Source organism: Levilactobacillus koreensis JCM 16448 (assembly GCF_001435525.1).
Classification (GTDB): Bacteria; Bacillota; Bacilli; order Lactobacillales; family Lactobacillaceae; genus Levilactobacillus; species Levilactobacillus koreensis.
This window is the reverse complement of sequence record NZ_AZDP01000119.1, coordinates 8615-28323: the sequence shown is the minus strand read 5'-3', so window position 1 is coordinate 28323 and position 19709 is coordinate 8615. Positions and strand designations below refer to the sequence as shown.

General features: G+C 48.4%; 14 protein-coding genes and 1 pseudogene. 9 read left to right on the top strand and 6 right to left on the bottom strand.

Translation table 11 applies throughout. The annotated features are described in order from the left end of the window. Positions 1-142: 142 nt before the first annotated feature. Positions 143-799, bottom strand: coding sequence for a histidine phosphatase family protein (locus tag FC99_RS11965; protein WP_048735234.1), 657 nt, complete (start codon positions 797-799; stop codon positions 143-145). A gap of 386 nt (positions 800-1185) precedes the next feature. Continuing rightward, positions 1186-3042, bottom strand: a complete 1857-nt coding sequence (locus FC99_RS11960) for a cation:proton antiporter domain-containing protein (RefSeq protein ID WP_048735236.1) — start codon at positions 3040-3042, stop codon at positions 1186-1188. A 353-nt stretch (positions 3043-3395) separates the two neighbouring features. On the opposite strand from FC99_RS11960, the gene helD reads away from it, so the two are divergent. The 8 genes and pseudogenes from helD to FC99_RS11925 all read left to right on the top strand — a co-directional run bounded on the left by helD (position 3396) and on the right by FC99_RS11925 (position 14680). Continuing rightward, on the top strand, positions 3396-5690 hold the full coding sequence (helD, locus tag FC99_RS11955) for an RNA polymerase recycling motor HelD (RefSeq protein WP_048735239.1): 2295 nt from the start codon (positions 3396-3398) through the stop codon (positions 5688-5690). A gap of 722 nt (positions 5691-6412) precedes the next feature. Next, positions 6413-7336, top strand: coding sequence for a type I pantothenate kinase (gene coaA, locus FC99_RS11950; protein ID WP_048735241.1), 924 nt, complete (start codon positions 6413-6415; stop codon positions 7334-7336). An 11-nt stretch (positions 7337-7347) separates the two neighbouring features. Next, positions 7348-7926, top strand: coding sequence for a hypothetical protein (locus FC99_RS11945; protein ID WP_048735243.1), 579 nt, complete (start codon positions 7348-7350; stop codon positions 7924-7926). Between the two features lie 204 nt (positions 7927-8130). Further along, the gene (gene guaA / locus FC99_RS11940) at positions 8131-9672 is read left to right on the top strand and encodes a glutamine-hydrolyzing GMP synthase (RefSeq protein WP_191979311.1); all 1542 of its coding nucleotides are present in this window, start codon (positions 8131-8133) and stop codon (positions 9670-9672) included. 98 nt (positions 9673-9770) lie between these two features. Next, positions 9771-10082, top strand: a pseudogene (locus FC99_RS13675) (mannonate dehydratase); the annotation flags it as partial. Between the two features lie 206 nt (positions 10083-10288). Next, complete coding sequence (locus FC99_RS11935) at positions 10289-10771, top strand: flavodoxin (protein WP_048735249.1); 483 nt, start codon at positions 10289-10291, stop codon at positions 10769-10771. Positions 10772-10848: 77 nt separating this feature from the next. Next, entirely contained in the window at positions 10849-13383 is a 2535-nt protein-coding gene (locus FC99_RS11930; protein WP_048735252.1) for a M1 family metallopeptidase, read from the top strand. 220 nt (positions 13384-13603) lie between these two features. Next, positions 13604-14680 (top strand): hypothetical protein, encoded by a 1077-nt coding sequence (locus tag FC99_RS11925; protein WP_053083554.1) that lies wholly within the window; start codon positions 13604-13606, stop codon positions 14678-14680. A 723-nt stretch (positions 14681-15403) separates the two neighbouring features. Here the strand turns inward: FC99_RS11925 and FC99_RS11920 are convergent. Continuing rightward, positions 15404-16807, bottom strand: coding sequence for a C69 family dipeptidase (locus FC99_RS11920; RefSeq protein ID WP_048735254.1), 1404 nt, complete (start codon positions 16805-16807; stop codon positions 15404-15406). 209 nt (positions 16808-17016) lie between these two features. Next, positions 17017-17760 carry an ion transporter gene (locus FC99_RS11915; protein WP_048735256.1) on the bottom strand — a complete coding sequence of 248 codons (744 nt, stop codon included), beginning with the start codon at positions 17758-17760 and terminating at the stop codon, positions 17017-17019. A 213-nt stretch (positions 17761-17973) separates the two neighbouring features. Between FC99_RS11915 and FC99_RS11910 the strand changes: the two genes are divergently transcribed. Further along, entirely contained in the window at positions 17974-18849 is an 876-nt protein-coding gene (locus FC99_RS11910) for a tyrosine-protein phosphatase (protein WP_048735259.1), read from the top strand. A gap of 114 nt (positions 18850-18963) precedes the next feature. On the opposite strand, the gene FC99_RS11905 is transcribed toward FC99_RS11910, so the two are convergent. After that, positions 18964-19206, bottom strand: coding sequence for a hypothetical protein (locus FC99_RS11905; RefSeq protein WP_048735262.1), 243 nt, complete (start codon positions 19204-19206; stop codon positions 18964-18966). A 121-nt stretch (positions 19207-19327) separates the two neighbouring features. Then, the coding region (locus FC99_RS11900) for a type II toxin-antitoxin system RelB/DinJ family antitoxin (RefSeq protein ID WP_235805923.1) at positions 19328-19709 on the bottom strand (382 nt) is incomplete at its 5' end.

The following is a 19709-nucleotide window of genomic DNA, read 5'->3' as shown; positions in this document are numbered from 1 at the left end:
AAAGAACGTCCGCACTGCGGCTGCCAGGGATTTCGCCTGCTGTGGGGACGCTTCAGACTGGAAGAGCACCAGTCTTCAGAAAGATTAGTCACAAAAGGCTCCGCTGACATTATCGTCGGCGGAGCCTTTTGTGTAAGGGGAGTTACTTCACTTTACCCTCAGTGTTGTTATAGTAATTGACCTTGTAGTGACCGTCTTTCACGGTTAGCTTGGTGATACTGCCGTTATCAACAGCAACGGAGACATCGATGTCGGAATATTTCGACACGATGCTCCGGATGGTCGTGCTGTGGGTGGCAATCAAGATGTGGTCGCCATCACTAGCTGCGGCGATGACTTTGTCCAAGCCGGGTTGGACCCGGGCCCAGAACTCGGCGTTGTCTTCAGCATCGCCAAAGGGATCTTGCGCCTTGAACATGTCCTTTGTTTTTTCGATGGTGAGCTTAGCAATCATGGCGTTGAAGGAGTCCAGACCGATTGGGGTTCCCAACGTGTGCCAGGTCATACCGGTGTCCATCCCTTCAAAGAAGCCAAAGTTTTCTTCGCGGAAGGCGGGTTCGGTCGTCAAGGCAACGGGGGCATCATTAGCGGCTAAAATGCGCTTAGCGGTGTTTTGTGCCCGCGTGGTGTCACTAGCGTAGGCAGCAGCAAATGATAGCTTAGAGAGCCGCTCACCGGCCCGTTTAGCGTCCGCGATTCCTTTGTCGGTCAGGGGTGAGTCGGACCACCCTTGAATACGGTGGTACTTGTTTAAATAGGTTTGGCCGTGACGGACCAAGTAGATTTCAACTGATGCCATGTTTTGGTCTCCTTTGATAATAAGTTGTAAGGTGCGGCGCAGTGGCGAAGATGCTTGTCAGATGCGCTGGGTGTTAACTAGTGGTGGTGGCTGTTTAATCTCAAACGGTAGTCACCAACGACACTAGATTGCTAGTGTAACAGTTATGGTCTGGCTTTTAAATGACTTACGGCAAGGTAAGCGGTTACTAGTGCGGATTGCAATTAATTTAGAAGTATTATCAGAATTGCCCGCAAACAACGCCAATCGCTTTGCTTAATAATAGTTCATTTTAACTGAAAATTTTAGGATATTGCTTAGATGTAAGCGTACCGTAGATTAGCCAGTCCCAGTGGGCAGAGCTCAACGTGAGCGGGCGGAAGCAGTGCACCATTTTCGCACAACCCCTAGTTCAAAATCCCCAATTCACGCCGAATCTCACGCGCAGTGTCAAGGCTACTGGTGAAGATAATCCGGTCGTTGAATTTGAGCGTGGTGCTCCCGGTTGGTCGAATGAAGTGGCCCTCACGGAAAATCTGACTGATGGTGATGTCCTTGACGAACGGCAGACTGTGGATCTCTTGGTCGGTGTAACGGCGGTTACGTAAGGCCACTTCGTAGACGGCAGAGGTCGATGCTGTCAGCAGGCGTAGCGTGGTTGGCGCTTCAATCAAGCTGCGGAGCATGGCAATGTTGACGTTCGGCGTGTTGTAGACTTCAATGCCGAGGCCGGTCAGCTCGTCTTCTCGCGCATCCAAGACGTTGCGATCCTCAAAGCGCACGATGACCCGGTTGACACCGTAAGCTTTGGCGGCCTTGGCCAGTTCGTAGTTTTTGGTGGCGTTGAAGTGGCCGAGCACGACGATTTCCGCGTCGAATGCGTCCTGAGATTCAACGTATTCGGTGTCCAGTGAGGTCAATAATTTGGCATTGACCTCGGAGTTGTACGTCTTGAAGTTGGCTTCCTTGTCGGTGTACATGGTGATGTCGTACCAACTGTCGGCCAACTGCTGAGCGACGGGAACCGTGAGCAAATTGGTACCGATAAAGTGGACAGTCGACTTCTTCAAGTCCTCAGCTTCGGCGGAGTAGCCGGTGTTAAAGAGCAGCGGGCCAAGTACGCAGGTGAGAATGGCGGCGAGCAGGAAGGCACCGGATTGTTGTGTGGTGACGACCTTCATGGACTTGGCGACTTGCAAGACGGCCAGAACCATAGTGATGGTCGCCGCCGAGATGGCAGTCCCAGCAAAGGCGTTACCGCGCTTGAACCGAAGCCGCAAGATGAAGTAGACGGCGGCTTTTGATAGTAGATAAGCGGCGAAAAAGGCCGGAATCAGCAATAGCGTCGCCGGGTCGGCTAGTAACGTCCGTAGGTTGAGGTCGGCCCCACTCATCATGAAGAAGATGGGGATGAAAAAGCCATACCCGATGCCGTCCAGCCGGACCATAGTGTCCTCTTGGGGTTGCAGGAGCTTCATGACGATACCGGCAACGAAGGCACCGAGAATTCCCTCGGCCCCCACGGATTCGGCGATGACGACCAAGCTAAAAATCAGAAAGAACGCCAGTCGAATGTCGAGTTGCGTGGTCGACTTATTGATGCTCTCAAAGAAGGTGAAGAACGGTTTGAACCGGCGGAACAAGACGCCGGCAGCTAGAAAGACTAGTAGAAGGAGCCACAGGGACTTACTGCTGTCACCGAAGATCGACGCGTAGACGGTCAGTGAGAACAACGGCACGATTTCACCCAGTGCGGCCACCAGTAGCACGGTTTGGCCGAACGGCTTACTCAATAATTCTTTTTCCTTTAAGGTCGCAATGACGATCCCTAGTGAAATCGTCATGAAGATGATGGCGGCTAGCCACGGGTCCTTGAAGAGCCCGGTCCATTTGCAAATGAACCCGAGCAGTAACGAGGTCACCATGATGGCCGCGTAGCTGCTGACGGCCAGAAAGACGGGTGAGTACTTAGGTGCATTGCCAGCAACCTTGGCAGCCAATGGTGTTTGGGGTCGCTTGCGCCGATTGAATAGGCTGAAGTCGATCTCCATCCCGCTGAGAAACAGGAGGAAGATGACCCCGGTGTTTGAAAGCAAGGAAAGCGTTGAATTACTGTGGACGATGTTGAGGACACTGGGCCCCAGCAGGATTCCCACGAGGATCTCCACGACGGCGGTGGGCAGGACGGTGAGCTTGAATTTCGCCATCACCAGCGGCGTCACCAACGCGGCGGTCAGAATGATTAATAAAGAAACTTGATCCATAAAATTCACCCCCGAAAAAGTTCCCCTATATTATAGCAAAGTTGCCGTTTAGAAGCCGAGATAAAGACGCACGCGTTGGCAAATTCGGTGATAGTTGACCAACACTAGTGTGCCTAAATTTAGTGCAGTCAGTTTACTTTATTTATCCAGGAAACACGTGTAGAATGGTAAGTCGAATTATTATGTCTGCCGGCTGGTGGCTACAAGTGATGGTTTTCCCATCACGGGGGATGCACCGGTCAGAAGAGATGTAAAATTTCGGTGTCTTTGAGGCCAAAAATGTGGTTCAAATGGGAGCCACTCTTTGGCGTGAGGACACGTTAGTTTGCCCAATTAATCGAGGAGGGATTGGCTTGCCAGATTCAATTAAGGCCCACGAACAAAAACACTTAGATGCGGTAGTTACGAAGATCAAGATCGCAGAAAAGGACGCTAAACAGCGAATCGACGTGGCTGAGGATGACGAAGCCGGGATTCGCAAGAACTTTGTCAACGACTTACGAATCAAAACAGATAGTTATGAGGGCTTGCTGGAAACGGCGCTGTCGGTGCGGCAACAACAACAACTGTTGGCCGAACGGCAGAATAGTTGGCAACACGCGACGACGGAGTTAAGCACGCTCCAACGGTTGGAGAAGAAGGCTTACTTTGCCCGGATCGATTTTCAAGAAGGTCTGACCGCGAAGACTGAGACCATTTACATTGGGTTAGGGTCATTTTCTGATACGCCCGACCACTTCTTGATCTATGACTGGCGGGCGCCCATCTCGAGTATTTATTACGACGGGGAATTGGGGAATGTGAGCTACCAGACGCCGGATGGCGAACAAACCGTCGACGTGAAGCTCAAACGTCAATTTCAAATCGAAGACGGGACCATCGTGACCCTGTACGACACCGACCAAACGGTGACGGATCAGATGTTGCTGTCAGCATTGAGCGAGCACTCCGATACCAAGATGAAGAGTATCGTCACGACCATTCAAAAGGAACAAAACCAAATTATCCGGGATACCAAATCCGACCTGCTATTCGTGCAGGGGGCAGCGGGATCTGGGAAGACGGCCGCTATTTTGCAACGGGTCGCCTTCCTGCTGTACCGCTACCGGGGTCATTTAACGGCGGGGCAGGTCATGCTGTTCTCACCTAACCAATTATTTAATGACTATATTGACCAAGTGTTGCCTGAATTAGGGGAACACAACATGGTTCAGATGACGTACTACCAGTACGCGGGACGGCGGTTGCCGAAGATCGACGTGGAAACGTTGGCGCAGCGCTTTGGCGAAACCAATACACCGGCTCAAAAGAAGATCAATCAGCTCAAGGGAAGTCTCGCGTTCTTTAACGCCGTAACGGCCTACGCGGACCAACTGGAGAGTCGCGACATGGTCTTCAGAAACATCAAGTTCCAGGGTAAGGTCTTTATTGATAGAGAAAAAATTCAAGAAATTTACTACAGCTTCAACCGCAACTATCACTTGGGTAACCGCCTGCAGGCCACGAAGGAAGCCTTGATTCGTATTTTGAATCGGCGAATTACGAGCGAAATGAAGACCAAGTGGGTTGAGGAAACTATTCAGGACATGAGTAAGGAACAGTTGGATACCTTGTATGGCGAGGAACCGCGGGAATTTGACTCCTCCGAAAAGGAAATGCAATTCCTGTCACGGAAGGTCGTCATGCAAGCGTTTGATCCGATTCGGAAGGCCATCGTTCGGGCACGGTTCTTGAGTATCAATAATCAATACGTTCACATGCTACGAAACATGCCGAACCGAATTGATTTAGCCCATGAAGGAATCTCCGTAGCTGATTGGAATGCCAGCGTTGATGAATCCATTGGCAAGTTGAAGGATCATCGCATGCAGTTGGTTGATACGACGCCGTACCTGTACTTGTACGACAAGATGACGGGTAAGGGTGGCGAACGGGACATGCGCTACGTCTTCATGGACGAAATTCAAGACTACAATGCGTTCCAACTGGCCTTCCTGAAGTTTAGTTTCCCACGGGCACGCTTTACCATGCTGGGAGACCTGAACCAGGCCATCTTCACCAAGGAGAATAGTCGGACGTTGCTGCAGGAACTCAGTACGATGTTTGACCCCGACAAGACGCGGGTCATTCAGCTGACGCAGTCGTACCGGTCGACGCAGCAGGTGACGGATTTCACCAAGCATATCTTGAAAAATGGTGAAGCGGTCACGGCGTTCGCACGGGAAGGTGAACTCCCAACCATGACGCTGGCGGCGGATGAAGCGGCTGGACTAAAGCGAGTCATCGCCCAGATCAAGCAAAATGAAGAAGAGGATGAGACGACCGCCATTATTGGGAAGGACTTGGCGGATTGCCGCGACCTGACCGAAAAGCTGAAGGCAGCGGGCGTAGCGGTCACGTTGATTCAGTCCGAAAACCAACGGCTGGCACCAGGAACCATTGTGGTACCGTCGTTCTTGGCCAAGGGATTGGAATTCGACGGTGTCATCGTTTGGCAGGCTTCGGCTAGCCGTTACGCGGCGGAAGATGAACGGCAATTGCTGTACACCATCTGCTCGCGAGCCATGCACCGACTGAGCATCGTCGGCATTGGTGAGTTCTCGCCATTACTGAGCGATGTGTCTAGTGATGAGTATGAAATGATTTAAGTGAAATGAAAACGCGTGTCGCTGACTGAGAGGTCGGGGCATGCGTTTTTTTGTTTTTTGGGAGGGTTAGGTCCGGTTGGAAGTGTAGTTATGTATATTGGTTATTTATTGGTTTGTGGGGCAATCTTTCTCTTGTTGATTTTGACGCTAAAGCGGTTGTTAATGGGATGCTGGTACGGTATGATTTAGGAACAAAGTAAATGAAATTTGATGCTTTTTAAAAGTAAGAATACCGGAATAGCTGTGTTTGCTTAATGAATTTTCTGTTGATGCGGGGATGATTCATGAAGTGATACATCGAGACAAGATATTGACCGTGGGTACAAATAAAACTAAGTAGATTTGGAGACAAAAGTCATGCCAGTACAGCCTTATACCGATGCAAAAAAAGCAGCTAATAAATGATGGAATGAAAAAAATAAAGAACGAATACGCTACATTTCAACAAGATCTGCGGCACGTAGTTTTGTAAAAAATCGTGCAACTGAGGAAGACTTACGTGAACTTTCAGCCTTGATACAAAATAAGTTAAGTGAAAATGGCTAGTTTTTCGCTTTGGAACACTTCTCGTATGTAAAAATATTTATATTTATGTGGTCACCTCCACTTTACTCAACTGTCCCTAGTAAGCGTTCCCACTTTACAACTTCTCAGTGTCGGAAACGGCCGGTTTTGCGGTATAATGGTGGGTAATTATTTCTATTCAAAGTTGAGGTGTCCCCATGAGTGATCCGATTAATTACAATGCATTTACCCGCGCACAGTGGCGGGCGTTTTCCGATGACGCAACCTTACCGTTGACTCAAGAAAGTCTGCGGCAAATTAAGGCGTTTAACGACCGAATTTCCCTGCAAGATGTTCAGGACGTTTATATCCCGTTGGTGCATTTATTACACCTAGAGTTTGACCATTATCAAAAACTCCAACAGGACAAGGCGGCCTTCTTGCAGCAGAAAAAGCATCGGGTGCCATTTATCATCGGTATCGCCGGCAGTGTGGCGGTAGGGAAGAGTACGGCGGCGCGGCTGCTAGAAGTTTTGCTCAATCACTATTTCACGGGACAACGAATTCAATTGATTACGACCGACGGCTTTTTGTACAGCAATGAAGAGTTGAAAAAACGAAATCTTATGGCGCATAAAGGTTTTCCGGAAAGCTATGATATGGCCGCACTGATTCAATTTTTAAACGCTGTGAAGGCTGGTACGCCGCTAATTAAGGCGCCGGTGTATTCACATAAAGTTTATGATATCGTGCCCGACCAATTCGAGTACATTGTTCACCCAGACGTTCTGATTGTAGAGGGCATTAACACCCTCCAATTGCCCACCAGTGAACAGATTTACGTCAGCGATTTTACGGATTTCTCGATTTACGTGGACGCTGAGCCAAGCTTGATTGAGAGCTGGTTCTTGGAACGCTTTGAACTGTTATTGGAAACGGCCTTCCAGGATCCAACCAACTACTATTACCCCTATGCAATTGGCGACCACGATGAGGCATTGGCCAAAGGAAAAGCGGTTTGGCGGGATATCGACCTGAAAAACTTGGAAGAGTACATTTTGCCAACCCGGAATCGTGCCGACATGATCATTCATAAGACCTTCCATCACCGGATCGACCGGTTGTTACTGCGAAAGTATTAGGGGGCGGTCGGATGTTACGAGATGCGACCATTGTTGATGCCGATGCTGTGGCTATGCTGGTGCTTCACGAGCTGGAGCGGCGCCAATTGCGCCGGTTACGACGAATTAGTAAGGAACAACTTTCACAACTCTTATTTGTCGGTTACCATCAGCCCAAGTTTCGCTATGGTTATCCGCAGGCACGGGTTTACCAGAATCAGGGGGTGGCAGTTGGCGTGGCGTACGGCTATCCAGCAGCGGTTGAGCCGACACTAGATAACCAGTGGTCGGCGCTGTTTACACGTATGCAGGTGGCACCGCCGCAGCAATTAGTGGTCACGTCACGCGCATTGGCCGATGAGTGGTATTTGGACTTACTAACGGTACGAAACCGGTCCAAAGGTAAAACCTTCCAGCAGAAATGGTTCGACGAATGGCTCTTGGGTGATGCGATTCACCGGGCCAAGGTGAGCGGCTGTCCCATGATGGGGATGGACGTGCGGCCAGGAAGTTCACTAGGAACACTGGCGGCCGAGTATGGATTTGTGGCAACTCAACGGCGATTGTTGGATAGGCAACCCTACTATCATTTACGCCTGAAATTAACTTAGAAGTTATCTTAATGATTAAGTTTCAGTCAAAGAAAGCCGGGTCAACGGGAATAAACGGCAATCGTGAAGGCCATCCGCAGCTTAAGGGGTGACCCAATTCTAGTAGGAATCGGTCGGATTTGCATTGACCATCGTTTGAGAAATCTGTATGATATAACCAATGTTGAAAAAGAAGAAAGGGTGAATGGCTTGGCAAACGTGGATATGTCCAAATTCGATAAGATTATCGTCTTGGACTTCGGAAGTCAATACAATCAATTGATTACGCGCCGGATTCGTGACATGGGCGTTTACTCTGAACTAAAGGCCCACACGATGAGTGCGGCTGAGATCAAGGCTTGGGGCCCCAAGGGGATTATCTTCTCCGGGGGACCAAACAGCGTGTACGACAGCAGTGCGTTCAACGTTGACCCTGAGATCTTTAACCTTGGAATTCCGATTCTGGGAATCTGCTACGGGATGCAACTGATGGCCCACAGCTTGACTGGTGGGAAAGTTGAATCCGCAGATAACCGGGAATACGGCCGAGCAGACATCACTGTTTTGAGCGATGATGCAAAGCTGTTCAAGGATACGCCGAAGACCCAGACGGTGTGGATGAGTCACGGTGACTTAGTGACCCAGGTCCCAGATGGGTTTGAACGTGTGGCAACGAGCGAAAATTGCCCGATTTCTGCCATGCAAGACGTTGACCGTGACTTCTACGGGATTCAATTTCACGCGGAAGTTCGTAACACGGAATACGGCAATGATATTCTGAAACACTTTGCCTTTGACGTTTGTGGTGCGGCAACTAACTGGTCCATGGATGACTTCATTGATCTCCAAATCGAACATATCCGTGAGACAGTTGGTAACAAGCGTGTCTTACTGGGTCTGTCTGGTGGGGTCGATTCCTCAGTGGTCGGTGTGCTCTTGCACAAGGCCATTGGAACGCAACTGACCAGCATCTTCGTGGATCATGGCCTCTTGCGGAAGGGTGAAGCCAAGCAAGTGATGGACAGTTTGGAAGGGAAGTTCGGGTTGAACATCGTAAAAGTCGATGCGCAAGACCGTTTCCTGAGCAAATTGGCTGGCGTTACTGAACCCGAAAAGAAACGTAAGATTATTGGTAATGAATTTATCCAAGTCTTTAATGACGAGGCCCAAAAGCTCGATGGTATCGACTTCTTGGCCCAAGGGACGTTGTATACTGACGTGATTGAAAGTGGGACTGATACGGCGCAAACTATCAAGTCACACCATAACGTCGGTGGGTTGCCGGAAGACATGCACTTCCAGCTGATTGAACCACTTCGTTCCTTGTTCAAGGATGAAGCCCGTGAGTTGGGTGAAAAGTTGGGGATGCCAAGCGCGCTCGTTTGGCGGCAACCATTCCCTGGCCCCGGTTTGGGGATTCGGGTCCTTGGCGAAATCACGCCGGAAAAGTTACAAATTGTCCGTGATAGTGACTTGATTCTGCGTGAAGAAATCAAGAAGGCCGGCCTCGACCGCGATATTTGGCAGTACTTCACGGTGCTTCCAAACATCAAGAGTGTTGGGGTCATGGGTGATGGCCGGACCTACGACTACGCCGTGGGGATTCGCGCCGTCACGTCGATCGACGGCATGACCGCTGACTTTGCCCGTATTCCATGGGATGTCTTACAGGAGATTTCGGTCCGCATTGTCAATGAAGTGGATCATGTCAATCGCATTCTGTATGATGTCACGAGCAAGCCGCCTTCGACAATTGAATGGGAATAGATAACTATTCTTTGAAATGACAAAATGAGTATCCAGTTTGGTATCCGCCGACTGGATATTTTTTTGATCTCAATTGAAATGCTATTAATGCTATTTGTAATGATGTACCAGCCATTATCCGGGAATTTGTTGGCAAAGATCGCGCGCCATTTATTCATGCCCGCAACATTAAGTTCATGAATGATAATGGTGACTTCCATGAATCGGCTCATCTAAGTGAATGTGGTAGCCTGGATATGTATGAAATTATGAAGGCATTACACGACACGAACTTCGATGGCCATATTCGGCCAGATCATGGTCGCAACATTTGGGGCGAAGATGGTGTGCCAGGCTATGGCCTGTATGATCGGGCATTGGGAATTGCTTATCTCAACGGTCTCTGGGAAGCACTGGAAAAGAATAAGTAATATCAAAGTAAGTGTGATTAGATCATAGTGACTGCACGGTTAAACAGCTTATATTTTAAAGATTCAATTCATTTTTGGATTGAATCTTTTTTGTGATATGAACAGTAAGCTTTAGTTGTGCTTTTTATTTTTGACTCCAACTATCAAGGTGTATAACTAGAGTAGCTAGAAACCAATGATTGCCGAAAGGAGTTATTCCATCTATTATGTCAAAACAAATCGTCTTATACTTTTCCTGTACTGGGCACACCGCTGCCGTGGCCCAAAAGATTTCTCGTGTGACCGGAGCGCAGTTGGTACCACTTGAGCCACAGCATCCCTACACCCCGGATGACCTCGATTGGCACAATCCGACTAGTCGCGTGTCGCTTGAATCTGCTGATGATACCGTTCGGCCAGCCATTCAATTACCCAATCGACGGTTGCTCGAACAGGCGGACATTATTTACCTCGGTGCCCCCATTTGGTGGAGTCAGGTCCCACACGTGGTCAACACCTTACTTGAAACGAACCTGCTACGTGGTAAAACTGTCTGGCAGTTCTGTACCTCCAGCTCCACGCCAATTGCTGCGGCTAATGCCCGCTTGCGTTGTGCGTATCCCAACATTGACTGGCAACTCGGCCGGCGGTTTACTCGCTCAATTGACGGGCAAGAAGTCGAAGCTTGGTTAAAAGAGGGGCAGCATTAATTTGCTCGCGTCATTCGTGGCGTCTTGCAACCAATTGTCGTATAATGAGTTTATTCTAACAATTTAAGGAGAAAAATATGGCAGAATCCACACATTTTTATGAACTGTTCCAACCGACACATTACAACGTGTACCTCGATATCAACCGGGCGACGAAGCTGATCTCCGGGACGTCCACCATTACCGGTGACGCCAAGCAAGCTAACATTGCAATTCATCAGAAATTTATGACCATCAGTACCGTGAAAGCCGACGGCAAGGACGTGCCTTTCACCTTTGACGACCAGAGTGAAGGAATTCACATCGACCTGGGTAAGACCGGTGAAACCACGGTAGCCATTGACTTTACCGCTCCTTTGACCGACAGCATGATGGGAATCTACCCGTCCTACTACGAGCTCGACGGGGAGAAGAAGGAATTAATTGGCACGCAGTTTGAAACGACCGCTGCCCGCCAAGCCTTCCCATGTGTTGATGAGCCCGAAGCCAAGGCCACGTTTGACCTTGCCATCAAGTTCGACGAACACGAGGGTGAGACCGTCATCAGCAACATGCCCGAAGTGAAGGTGGCTAATGGTGTCCACTACTTTGACACCACGGTTCGCATGTCTTCTTACCTGATTGCCTTTGCTTTCGGGGAAATGCAGAGTAAGCTGACCACCACTAAGAGTGGCGTCAAGGTCGGTGTTTTCTCCACCAAGGCGCATCAACCTAAGGAACTCGACTTTGCCTTGGATATTGCCAAGCGCTCCATCGAATTTTACGAAGACTTCTACCAGACGCCATATCCACTTCCTCATTCTTGGCAGTTGGCCTTGCCTGACTTCTCAGCCGGCGCCATGGAAAACTGGGGGCTGGTCACTTACCGGGAAGCCTACCTGGTCTTAGACCCCGACAACACCTCGTTTGAAACGAAGCAACGAGTCGCTACAGTCATCGCCCATGAGCTGGCGCACCAATGGTTTGGTGATCTGGTGACGATGAAGTGGTGGGACGACCTCTGGTTGAATGAAAGCTTTGCCAACATGATGGAATACGTCGCTATCGACGCCATCGAACCCGACTGGCACATCTGGGAAGTCTTCCAGACGTCCGAAGCCCCAATGGCTCTGCAACGGGATGCCACGGACGGTGTCCAATCCGTTCACGTGCAGGTTGAAGATCCAGCCGAAATCGACGCACTGTTTGACAGTGCCATCGTTTACGCTAAGGGTGCGCGGATGTTAGTCATGGTTCGGGCCTTGATCGGTGACGATGCCTTGCGGGCTGGCTTGAAGAACTACTTTGCCACTCACCATTACGGCAACGCTACCGGGGCTGACCTCTGGGCTGCTCTGGGTGCTGCTTCCGGTATGAACGTTGGGGCCATCATGAATTCCTGGCTCGAACAACCCGGTTATCCAGTTGTTTCCGCCGCAGTCGTCGATGGCAAATTGACCATCAACCAGCAACAATTTTTTGTTGGTGAAGGCAAGGATGCCGGCCGTCAATGGCAAGTACCTTTGAACGGTAATTACGACGCTGTTCCCGAAATCTTAGCGGACAAGGCCGTGACCCTGGGCGACTACGCTGAATTGCGTCAGGCCAGTGGCAAGCCATTCCGCTTAAATGTCGGCAATAGCTCACACTTCATCGTGAAGTATGACGACACCTTGCTGCAGGATATCTTAGCTAACCTGGACTCCTTAGATGCAATTGCTCAGATACAATTGCTCCAAGACTTACGGTTATTGGCTGAAGGTCGGCAAATTTCTTACGCCGCGATCGTGCCATTGCTGAGTCGTTTTGCGGATAGTCAGTCGACGGTCGTTAACGACGTGCTTTACGGTGTTGCTGGTAACCTACAAAAGTTTGTAACGCCAGAATCTGCCGAAGAAAAAGCCTTACGGGCATTGTTTGATCGTTTGAGTGCTAAACAAGTTGAACGTTTGAGCTGGACGCCTAAGGCCGGTGAGTCTAACGATGACCAATTGACGCGGCCATTCGTTTTGAACGCGGCTTTATACGCCAAGAATCCTGACTCAATTGCGGCTGCTCACAAACTATTTGTTGCCCATAAAGATAACTTGGCCAGTTTGCCAGCATCTGTCCGGGTCTTCATCTTGGCCAATGAAGTGGAGAACTTTAGTGATGCCCAGGTCTTTAACCAACTCTTGAACGATTACCGGAAGTCCAGTGACGCCAGCTACAAGGCGGACCTCGCTGCGGCCTTACCAACGACGCCCGATGCTACGCTGATTGCCAAATTGATCGGTGTTTTTGAGGACGCCGATACCGTTAAGCCTCAAGACTTGCGGGCTTGGTACCGCGGCGTGTTAAACAATTCCAAGGGTGAACAAGCCGCTTGGGATTGGATCAGAAACGACTGGCAATGGCTAGAAGACACGGTTGGTGGCGACATGGAATTTACCACGTACATCACCGTGACGACTGGCGTTTTCCATACACCAGAACGGTTGGCTGAATTTAAGGCCTTCTTTGAACCAAAGCTGAATACGCCAGGGTTAACCCGGGAAATAACGATGGACACCAAGGTCATCGAAACCCGTGTGGCCTTGATTGAAGACGAAAAGGCGGCTGTGAACAAGGCAGTTGCGGAAGCTGTAAAATAAGTATTTATAATGAAAGCTCATTGGAAAGTTGATTTCTGATGGGCTTTTTTAGTAGTGACTAGTCGTTATAATAGCGATTGGTCAGCTGATTATAAGGATAGTTATGCTATACTGAATGCAACTATAATTAATGACAAATTAAGCGCGTGCCCCCGGCAAAACGGCCAACTCGTCGATGCCGGTATCACGCGCTTTGATGTTGGCCGAAAGAGGGGCGCCAATGAGTGCAATAGTGGATTACTTTCAATCGATCAAGATACGTGGGATGGGCTGGTTCTTATTAGTTTTATTGTATTTACTTGCAAACCAACCCATTCTGATTATTACCTATATTTACGTGGCGGCTATGATGCTAGTGCGGACGTGGCTTGCACAATTTCCCAGGACGGCTAAGGTTGGCTTGACGGTGGTCTATAGCCTAATGCTGGCAATTCAAATTATTTTTGTCTCGGCGGTCGTCTTTCCGTTGCGGGGATGGTCAGCCTTGTACTTCTTGGATAAAATCGTCAGTGTGGTGATTGTGTTACTGCCGTTGTGGGTTGAGCGGTTTGTGACGACGAATAATCAAGTTGCTTTTTACCTGCCAACAGTGGAAGAGGCAACAACTGTGAGCTTTGCGGAGTTGCGACGGAACACGGACAAGTTTTCGGATATTATGGCAGAAACGGCTGCGGCGAAGGACAAAGTGTCGGTGGCGCATTTGAAAACAATCTTAGCTGACCTGCCGCGCCACAGTGCCATGCGGTACATCAACCATGGCACGCTCACGGAGGACTATTTTGACGCGGCCAAGGCCACCTTGAATGACGCGCACCTTTATTTGGCGGTATCTAATACGGGAAGCGCGGCCAGCGAAATGATTTCAGTATTCACCCGCAAGCAGTTCAATCATGTCTCATTGGCATTTGACCGTGACCTGACGACGATTATTTCCTACAACGGTGGGGATAATGTGTATCCGCCGGGGATGAATGCCGAAACGCTAGAGTTCTTCCATCAAAAGCAGGGAGCCTCGCTGCTGGTGTACAGTTTGCCGGTGACGCGTGAACAAAAGCAGTTCGTCTTGGATAAGATCGCTGAAATCAACCGGGAGGGGAGTGCTTATAATATGGTGGGCCTGGTATCTCGGCACTCTGCTCGGCCAAATATTCTGTTTTGTTCACAGTTTGTTTATAAAATGCTGAAGCTGGCAGGCGTGGCCTATTTTGATAAGCGCGATGGTGAGGTCCGGCCCACGGATTTTATCGAGCTGGACTACTATAAGAAACTGGGCTTTGAGTATGAGTTGAAGTTTTAGGCTGGGGTTAAATTGGTTTGATACTTTAGCGATTACGTGGATTGTTAGTGGTAATGATGGTTTAACGAATAATTGAAATCTATAACTAAAGGTTGAAAGATGAAATACCTATCTCGCCCCAGTATTGGCAAGGATTCGCACCATTAAGATAGTGTAAATTTGCCGCACTCCGGCTGACAGGGATTCCGCCTGCTGTGGGGACACTTCAGACTGGAAAATCACCAGTCTTCTCGCTCGCTTTGAAGCCACGAAGACCGCGTGTCTCCAAAGTCGCCCGTGCTGTAAGCTGGCACTTCACAGAATTGCCAGCTAACACCACCTCCACGGCTGGCTGCATCCCTGTCCTCCTCCGGCTTCGATTGTGTTCTATTCACAATAACTACTAAAAGTTTTGCGGATTTAACATCTTTTGTTCAACTAATAACGATTTTACACTCATCTTCCTAGTTGACAGAAAGTCACCATATCTGCCGACCGGTAAGGCGAAGGATGGACTAGGTTGCCTAATTTTCACGGTAATATCGTTGTTACATCAGGCTTAAACAGCATTTAGATACTTTCAACCTTCAGTCTATAACTAAAACGGGTGCTCAATTGCTGATGTAGCGGCAATGAGCACCCGTTTTCGATTAAGTTGCGATTGTGCTATACGCTTATAGGGTTAGGCAGTTATACTTGATGGAACAAAAAAGCCTTCCCCAGATTGAGAGGAAGGCTTTACGTTTAATCGTTTAAATTGTACCGTAACTTCATGTGTTCTGAACCGAACGTGACCATGTCACCCAGCAACTTGGTCTGACGCGTGAAGGATTCGTTGGACAGCTTTTCGTTGGCGTCCTTTAGAATCTTAACGTCGGCACCATTCTTGATAGCGGCATCCGTGTCATTTTGAATCTTGCGGTAAGCGCCCATGGCTTCCAAAGCGAAGGTGTTGCGGAAGTCGACGTATAAGTCGTAGTCCGTGTCACCCAGCAAAGCCGTGGTGCAACTCAACCAGTACATATGATTCAAGTTGAACGTGCCATCGGCATCCTTGTAAACGGCTGGTGTGTCGTCAACGTTGGCGTAGAAAGGAACGACCGTGTTGAACGTGTTGGCACCAAAGGCTAACCAGTGAATGCCGGCAATACTGTCGGGCACATTGTTTCTGATTTGGAGAATGTGCACATCGTGGTTCCGGTTGATCCCAATTGGACGGAACTTCGTCTTGTCGGATTCGGAACCGTCACCATAAACGTCGTATTTCGTGTTTTCAAAGTGAGAACTCAACACGTACTTAACGTCTTCAATGGAGATTTTCCGATTGGCATGGCAGATGAATGGCAGGTCTTGATCTTGAGGGTCCTGTTCAACATCGGGGGAGAAGTACTTTTGACCGAACCAAGCACGAGGGTTGTTGTAGACCGTGTCCTTAGTTGAAGCACTGCCGAAGATGTGACGTAGGTTAACCGTGTCGAAATCAGGGTTTAAACTGTAGGTTTCAATCATGTCTTCCAGGTCAGCAGAGGCCATGGTGTCGTCAGCACTGAAATCAAAGAAGTCAATGTTCATCCGGTTAGGAGCGACCACGTAGGCATCATCCGGAATCCGCTTAGCAGCCCAGTGATGACCACCGATGGTTTCTAGCCACCAGATTTCGTTGTTGTCGGAAAAGGCAATTCCGTTTGGTTCGTAGGTCCCATATTCCTTTAAGAGGCTACCCAAACGTTCAACCCCTTCGCGGGCGCTGTGAATGTAAGGTAAGACCAACGTGACCAGATCTTCTTCACCGATACCGCCAGCGACGTAAGGGTCAATCCCTAAGATACGAGAGTTGGTGGTAATCGTTTCAGTCGCGGACATGGCGATATTGTCGCTGTTGATACCAGCGGCTGGCCAGATACCGTTCGTTAAAATTGAGTTTGGAATGGACGTATAACGTAATGGGTTGTCAGGCAATTTAACCTCAACGCCACTGATAACGGCCTTGTAGTCGCGTGGCTGGTCGGCGGGGTTAACAACGACAAACTTTTCGGGATCGAGGGCTTCGTGACCATCGTCGTTCCGAGAAATAATCGTTGACCCATCGAGTGACGCCTTTTTCCCAACCAAAATGGTGGTACATGAACCTTTAATTCGTTTTTCCATGAATGCAGCACTCCTTTTAACCCGTATTATATCATTGAAGCGTGGTGGAAGAGAAGTGGTTGCGTAGATGTTGTATGGGGAACAAAGGTGGATCACAAGAGACGGGCTGTGATCAGGGGTCTAAACGTATATAGTCGAAACGTGGAACAGAAGACAGTCAATGAGCATTAACCGCTTTCTGCTCTACTCTCATGATAAGGGCCCAGTTCTCAGTTTTGATCATTGTCTTTGGATTGACGTAATGCCTGCAACAGCTCGCGTAGTTCCTGGTTCTGTCTTTCAATCGCGGTTAGCTGTTTGGTCATCCGTTGATAGTCGGACGACTTGCCACGGTTGGCGAAGTAGGTGGTGATGGTACTCGTCAGCGCGCCGATAAAGCCAATACCGACCAACATGAGAATCGTCGCCGCAACTTTGCCGACAGCCGTGTGAGGCGCGACATCGCCGTAACCGACCGTAGTAGCCGTGGCGATGGCCCACCAGAGGGCTTCTCCCCAGGAAACGTGTTCAGCATAGGAGTAGAGGGTCGCAGCTAGAATTAGAATGGCCATGCAGGCCCAGACGAGGTAAATGAATCCGTTAGTGCGAAAGAAGCGCTTCAGCGTGTGGCGGAGTTTACCAATGAAACCAATCAAACGTACAAAGCGAAACAACCGGACGAGACGAAACAATCGAGTGACTCGTGCTAGGCGGAAGAAACTAAAGATGGTACTGAGCGGAATGATGGCGAGCAGGTCAAAAATATTGTGGCGAAAGAAGACCCACTTTTGCTTGGCCCGGCCGAACCGCACGATGTAGTCAACGGTAAAAGCGGCGAGAATACCATCATCCATCGCAGACCAGGGCGGCTCTTGAATATGAATGAGATTGGAGAAGTCGAGGATGGCTAGTGTGATGGACCAGAGTGCTAAAGTAACAACGCCAATATTATATATTTTTTGCCACCGGTTCATGTGACTCCCCCCTTAATGGTGTTAAGTATGACACGTAAGATTGTTGGCGAGCAGGGGGATGACTCGGTAGTGGAAGTAGGCTAACTATACCAGTTGTCGACCAATTTAGTTCATAATCATAATATAAAATGTGGATTAATCCTTTACGGGGTGTTCAAACTATGGTAACGTTTACAACTGGAGGAGATACATATTTCGGGGAGGAAACAAAGTATGAATCACATGATGAAGACGGGATTAACCGTTGTGCTGGGAACAATGTTATTCGGTAGCGTGGGAACACCAGTTGTTGCTAATGCAGCAAGTAAAACGATTTATGGAACTAAAATCTCTTTGAAGGGTGCCAGCAATGTTCAGGATATGGGCGGTATCAAGACCAAAAATGGACATCGAATCAAATCTCACCGAATCATCCGGTCGAACAAGATGATCAACTATACGAAGAATGATGTGAAGATTATCAAATCAACATATAAGTTGAAAACAGTGGTTGATTTCCGTTCTGGAAATGAAATTAAGAATACACCGGACGTTAAGATTGCTAATGTAAAATACATTAAAGATGGTGTAGTTAAAGACTCTAACTTTGGGGGTAACTCACAGGCAGAATTTGCCCAACAGTTAGCGACTATGGACCCTAATCATATGCCAGAATTTTACCAAGGATTAGTCAGCGATAAGATTTCAATTAAGGGCTACAAGGTCTTCTTTAATCAATTACTGAAGCAGAAAAAGGGGTCAACCCTTTTTCACTGTACGGATGGTAAAGATCGTACTGGAATTGGAGCGATGCTCTTCCTGTCTGCAATGGGTGTAAGCAAACAAACCATTATGAAAGAATATCTACGTTCCAACCATAACTTGGCAAAGGAAAATAAGATTGCCATTTCAGCTATGGATAAGTTGACGGCAAATAAGAATGCACGGGCAAACTTCCGGCGGCTGAAGGCAGTTAAGAAGTCATATCTCAATGCGGCTTACAAGACGATTGACAAGAAGTATGGTTCGGTTGACAACTTCTTGAAGACTCAAATCGGGTTGGACGCTCATAAAAAGGCCCAATTGCGATCAATGTATTTGACGAAGTAACAACTAAAATGTAAACTCCTCCCAAAAGGCCCTGAATGACGACTTGTTCAGGGCCTTTTTTAGAAACTGTATAGAAATTCTCAGTGTGAACATCAATGCCCACAGAAGTTTGTTTTATCGAAAGATTTCGGCATGCGAGCCAATGTCGATAAGGTAAACCTCATGCTTAGACGGAACCTTAATGTAGACAAGAAGATGATCGCCATTATGGCCATCAAAATGAAGTTCCATCACGGAAAGACGTAGATTCTCTTGGGGATACTTGACGTTTAGACGATGGATTAGTTGTGAGTTGGCATGGACGGCGTGTTCGTAAAAATAACTAGGAATATGCTGTTCATCAAGGAATAAGCTCATAATTTGATCCCAGGGTGACGGTCTTACACTTGCAGGTGTTTTGAAGATTGGTCGCCAGTGCGGATTCTTTCTAATGCGTTTAAAACTTTTCTTAAAGCGACGTGTGAGAAATACTTGAGACTTAGTCATTTTTAAAAAGGGCAGTGTTCAGTGAGTTTAAATCTGAATAACCTTGGAGCTTTTGATCACTAGATTGCTCAAGAACTTCTTGCAGGGAGTCATTAACTTCCTGATTGACAATTTCCAAAGCGTGGTCCAACTTTCCATTAGCAACATTGGTCATCATAATCCGGGTGAAGTCGGAGATAGTGAGGCCATTCTGTTTCAATTTTGATTCCGCCTTTTTCTTGATATCAGCATCAATGCGGACTTGAATTCTTGCGACAGCTGCCATCGGGAACCCTTCTTTCAGTTTGTACTCCGATTGTAGCACATGAATCGGTAGACTTTGTAAAAAGTGTTTTAAAATAGTCATAATGAGCTGCTCCTTTAGTTGTTTAATC